The sequence below is a fragment of the Bacillus sp. 522_BSPC genome (assembly GCF_001076885.1).
Lineage (GTDB): Bacteria > Bacillota > Bacilli > Bacillales > Cytobacillaceae > Niallia > Niallia hominis.
The window spans coordinates 1-4,535 of sequence record NZ_JVDT01000049.1 but is presented as its reverse complement, the minus strand read 5'-3'; the positions used below and the strand labels follow the sequence as shown (position 1 = coordinate 4,535).

At 37.4% G+C, this 4,535-nt stretch carries 5 protein-coding genes; 3 read left to right on the top strand and 2 right to left on the bottom strand.

Going from position 1 to position 4,535, the window contains the following annotated elements:
- Nucleotides 1-308: 308 nt before the first annotated feature.
- From ADJ83_RS04135 to ADJ83_RS04125, 3 genes are all read left to right on the top strand, one after another.
- On the top strand, nt 309-950 hold the full coding sequence (locus ADJ83_RS04135) for a hypothetical protein (RefSeq protein WP_031536020.1): 642 nt from the start codon (nt 309-311) through the stop codon (nt 948-950).
- A gap of 90 nt (nt 951-1,040) precedes the next feature.
- Nucleotides 1,041-1,958: an ABC transporter ATP-binding protein gene (locus ADJ83_RS04130; protein ID WP_048717072.1), complete on the top strand. Its 918-nt coding sequence runs from the start codon at nt 1,041-1,043 to the stop codon at nt 1,956-1,958.
- A complete protein-coding gene (locus tag ADJ83_RS04125) occupies nt 1,958-3,559 on the top strand; it encodes an ABC transporter permease (protein WP_048717070.1) in 1,602 nt (533 codons plus the stop codon). Before ADJ83_RS04130 ends, ADJ83_RS04125 begins: the two co-directional genes overlap by 1 nt.
- Before the next feature lie 89 nt (nt 3,560-3,648).
- On the opposite strand, the gene ADJ83_RS04120 is transcribed toward ADJ83_RS04125, so the two are convergent.
- Together ADJ83_RS04120 and ADJ83_RS04115 are read right to left on the bottom strand one after the other, a co-directional pair.
- The gene (locus ADJ83_RS04120) at nt 3,649-4,224 is read right to left on the bottom strand and encodes a DUF6944 family repetitive protein (RefSeq protein WP_048717068.1); all 576 of its coding nucleotides are present in this window, start codon (nt 4,222-4,224) and stop codon (nt 3,649-3,651) included.
- 127 nt (nt 4,225-4,351) lie between these two features.
- Nucleotides 4,352-4,535 (bottom strand): hypothetical protein (locus ADJ83_RS04115; protein WP_048717066.1); only part of this gene is annotated, 184 nt, incomplete at its 5' end.

The following is a 4,535-nucleotide window of genomic DNA, read 5'->3' as shown; positions in this document are numbered from 1 at the left end:
CAGGAGTCGAGCGTCCTCCGCTCCATTTCACTTCGTTTTTAAACATTTTTCAAAAAAACAAATACGAACTATAATATAATTATTTTGCATTATAGTTCGTGTTTATTGTTGGTTTAAATACTTATGTCCCAGCCTCTTCTTCTTTTTGGCTGTTTTCTAAAAGATTGTTGTTGTTTCAATAGGAAAAAAGAATTTTTACTTATACAACATCTCCTTATATCAGACTATTTACTCAAAAAATTAGGTAAGCGGAACCTTCTGTTCTAGTAAATCGTAATCCCTTATTATAAAAAATTGGAGGGATAAAAATGACCGCGAAAACCAAGCGAGAGAACAAACAAGGCATAGAGCAAACTGAAACTTGGTGGGATAAATGGCAAGCGTATGTCTTCATAGCAGTATTTGCATTATTCGTAATCTGGGTATATTTTAGCTTGCTTGTTACAGATATGCTGTTTGTTAAAAATTTGACAGAAGGGCATTATCCCTTCATCTTCTTTTTATTAAAGGATGTTATCGTCTATTCAACTTGGGGAGGCTTGTTTTTAATTGCTGGATTGATTGTTCTGATTGGAAGTATCTATCTCCTATTGGCTAAAAAGGCAGCAGAACCAAAGAAATTAATAGTGCCAGCTACTTTCCTTACCATTATCTTTTTAGGATTAGCGTATATCTTTTTAGGAATTGAATGGATTAATAATATAGCAGATTCAAAAGATTACCTTGAAAGTGGGGCTGTGGAGAAGGTTATTGTTTTAGCGGATTATGAGGTAGATTATCCATCGGGAATGTATGGTGGAGCAGTCGATTATGTGTATAAAAGTATGGATGGAGAAGTATTTAAAACAAATACGAATTTTGATATAGAAATGTTCAAAGAGGAGAAATATGAAATCTATTATCTCCCGCGTAGTAAGTATATAGTAGGAATTGATCCCATAGATAACTGAGTTTTGATAGAGTCGGAGAGAATATTTGAAGAATGGGAGACCTATTCTACCTTACTGAAAAATAGTTTTTATAAATGAGGGGGAAAAACGATGAGTGTATTGGAAGTCCGGAATTTAACGAAGAAGTTTGGAGGATTTACAGCACTTAATGGGGTTAATTTTGAAGTAGGCAGTGGGGAAATATTTGGATTTATTGGTCCGAATGGAGCTGGGAAATCAACGACAATCCGCGTGTTGCTTGGCATTTTAAAGGCAACAGCAGGCGATGTGAAGTTATTTGGCAAGGATGCTTGGGAGGATGCGGTGGACATTCACAAGCGCTTGGCTTATGTACCTGGGGATGTCAATTTATGGCCGAATTTAACTGGCGGGGAAGTAATTGATTTATTTGTTAAATTACGAGGAAACAATATAACTAACAGAAGAGAAGAATTGATAAAAAAATTTGATTTGGATCCAACAAAGAAATGTCGAACTTATTCGAAGGGAAACCGTCAAAAGGTTGCACTAATTGCTGCCTTTTCGCAAGATGCTGATTTATATATTTTAGATGAACCAACCTCCGGACTTGATCCGCTGATGGAGAAAGTATTTCAAGAGTGTGTTATGGAAGTAAAAAGGAAAGGAAAAAGCGTCCTTCTATCAAGCCATATACTTTCAGAGGTAGAAAAATTATGTGATAGGGTCGGAATCATTCGACAGGGACAAATCATTGAAAGTGGTACATTAAAAGAACTGCGTCACTTAACAAGAACATATATGCTTGTGGAGACAAGCGAAGCTATTGGATCCTTGCATGAATTACCAGGGGTATACGAAATAAAAGATACAGATAAAGGTATGTCTTTTCAAGTAGATACCGAGGAACTGGATAATACAATCAAATATATTAGTCAGTTTGGGATTGTAAAGCTTGAAAGCGCACCACCAACCCTTGAAGACTTATTTATGAGTCATTATGAAAGGAAAGATAAAGGAGAAGGGAAAGAAACTGGAGGTGTACGTTAATGAATCGAAATCGATTTGCTAACACTGGTCTCCTTTCACGATTTATTCTCCGGCTTGATCGGATAAGAATTCTATTATGGCTAATAGGATTAGTTCTTTTTACTTTAATTATTCCTCCTGCATTAGATGGTTTATATCAAACACAACAGGATAGGGACGCTATTACAGAAACAATGACAAACCCGGCAATGACTGCGATGCTTGGGACAGGAGATCTTGATCATTATACAATTGGAGCCATGACAGCACATCAAATGATCGTTATGACGGCTGTGATTGTTGGGATAATGGCCATTTTGCTCGTTACCCGCCATACAAGAGCAGATGAGGAAGATGGTCGTATTGAAATTCTTCGTTCCCTGCCAACGGGTCGTCTTTCTTATTTAAATGCTACATTAATCGTAACGAGTGGAACATTTATTGCGTTAGCGTTATTAATCGGCTTTGGACTATATGCTCTTGGAATTGAAAGCATGGACCTTGAAGGATCGTTACTATACGGAGCAGCATTAGGAGGAACAGGTTTCGTTTTTACAGGAGTGACGGCGGTGTTTGCCCAACTATCAGAGAATTCTCGAGGGACGATTGGATGGTCTATTGCTGTATTAATTCTTTCTTATCTTTTTCGAGCAGTCACAGATGTAAGTAATGAGACATTAACATGGATATCACCGTTAGGATGGGTATCAAAAGCAGCGGTTTATTCATCAAATAATTGGGGAGCCATCTTATTGATGCTGGCTCTTGCTGCCATCTTATACGTGCTAGCAAATTTTCTAAATAGTATTCGTGATTTGGAACAAGGATTTATAGCTGCAAAATCAGGTAGAAGATATGCATCACGCTTTTTACAAAGTCCACTTGGATTAGCATTTCGCTTACAGCGTACAGGATTTATAGCTTGGGCAATTGGATTATATATTTTAGGTGCCTCCTATGGTTCAATATTCGGTGATTTGGAATCATTTTTTGAAGGCAATGATATGTATCAACAAATGCTGCAACATGCAGAAGGAACATCGATCGTTGAGCAATTTATTCCGACATTAATGATTGTGCTTTCCCTAATTGCAACCATTCCTCCTGTTATGGCGATGAACAAACTTCGTGTGGAGGAAAAAAAGGGAAGATTAGAGCATTTATTGGTTCGCGCAATATCGCGGGAAAAGCTGATTGGCTCTTATGTAGTGCTTGCACTTGTAAATGGTTTTGTGATGCTATCTCTTAGTGCGATTGGCTTGTGGTCTGCAGCTGTAGCAGTAATAGAAGAGGGAATATCATTTAGTATGATCTATCATGCTGCCATCGTGTATTTTCCGGCGATGATTGTAATGATTGGGTTTGCGGCCATTCTGAATGGACTTCTCCCGAGATTTACGAGCTGGATATGGGGTTACTTTTTATATTCCTTTTTCGTTTTATATTTAGGAAACTTATTTCAATTTCCAAATTGGGTAGGCAAACTTTCTCCATTTGGTCACGTTCCACAAGTTCCTATTGAGGATGCTACGTTTCTTCCATTATTTATACTAATAATTATTGGAGCGGGATTAATGGTTGCCAGCGTGAAAGGGTTTCCCAAACGTGATGTTCAGGGGTAATATATATCTATTAAAGTTTGCGTGCAATAGTAGTTAAATCCAGTAGAGAGGAAGAGTTTTTCTTCCTCTCTTTCTACTACCAGCACTAATTATTCATTTATATTTAAGACGATTTCTTCAACTTCTTCTTTTACTTGCCCAATGAGCGAAAGGACAGCTCCAGTCGCTTGAATCCAGCTTCCGATGGTACCGAGGTTTTGCTGGCTACTTATACCTTTTAATTGTTCCGTTCCACCCACTGCCTGCAAAGAATTTCCAATCCCCTGTAATAAACCACCAATTATATTTTCGATTCTTCCATCTGCCGTATGGTCAAAAAATTCATCTGTAAGTCCGACAAAGCTACCTAATGCTTGAATCCAGCTACCCGTAATAATTAATTTTTGTTCAGTTGGGATCTTACTCAATTTATAAAGAATTAAGCCGGTTACAACCGTTGAATTTCCAATTGCTTGAATTTCATCTCCTAGCATTTCTAATGAAATCGTTCCTTGTCCGTCAGCTGATAATGCGCTGCCTGTTCCTTGTAATACATTACCAACTAACCGGAGTTGATAATTCGTTTCTTTAGAAAGGTGGAACGAAGGGGTACTTCCAATAGCAGCTTGGATAGTACCAATCGTGTTGATTGTAGATCCGAATATTTCTTTAAAATGTCCACTCATTTATTATCTACCGCCCATTCACTTTACACCCAATATCATATTCAATAAAAGGATAAGTGGGATAAAAAAGACAAGCATTGGAGATAGTTCTGTTTTGTGAGCTCTATTTAAATGAAAGTCTACATTCTTACTTACTTCCGAAGTTCCCGGAAAACTGCTTTACAATTGCTTGGATTTCTTCTAATTTTTCTGGTCTTATCAGAGTAATCATTTTAGGAATAAATTCTGCAATATCACTTTGAGAAAAAGTGCCTTCATTTTGTTTTCGGAAGTTTTCCATTAATATGGCTTTCGCTTCTTCTTCCTTTCCT

Coding starts and splice junctions, on each gene's coding strand:
- ADJ83_RS04135 (WP_031536020.1), top strand. CDS start 309: ATGACCGCGAAAACCAAGCGAGAGAACAAACAAGGCATAGAGCAAACT.
- ADJ83_RS04130 (WP_048717072.1), top strand. CDS start 1,041: ATGAGTGTATTGGAAGTCCGGAATTTAACGAAGAAGTTTGGAGGATTT.
- ADJ83_RS04125 (WP_048717070.1), top strand. CDS start 1,958: ATGAATCGAAATCGATTTGCTAACACTGGTCTCCTTTCACGATTTATT.
- ADJ83_RS04120 (WP_048717068.1), bottom strand. CDS start 4,224: ATGAGTGGACATTTTAAAGAAATATTCGGATCTACAATCAACACGATT.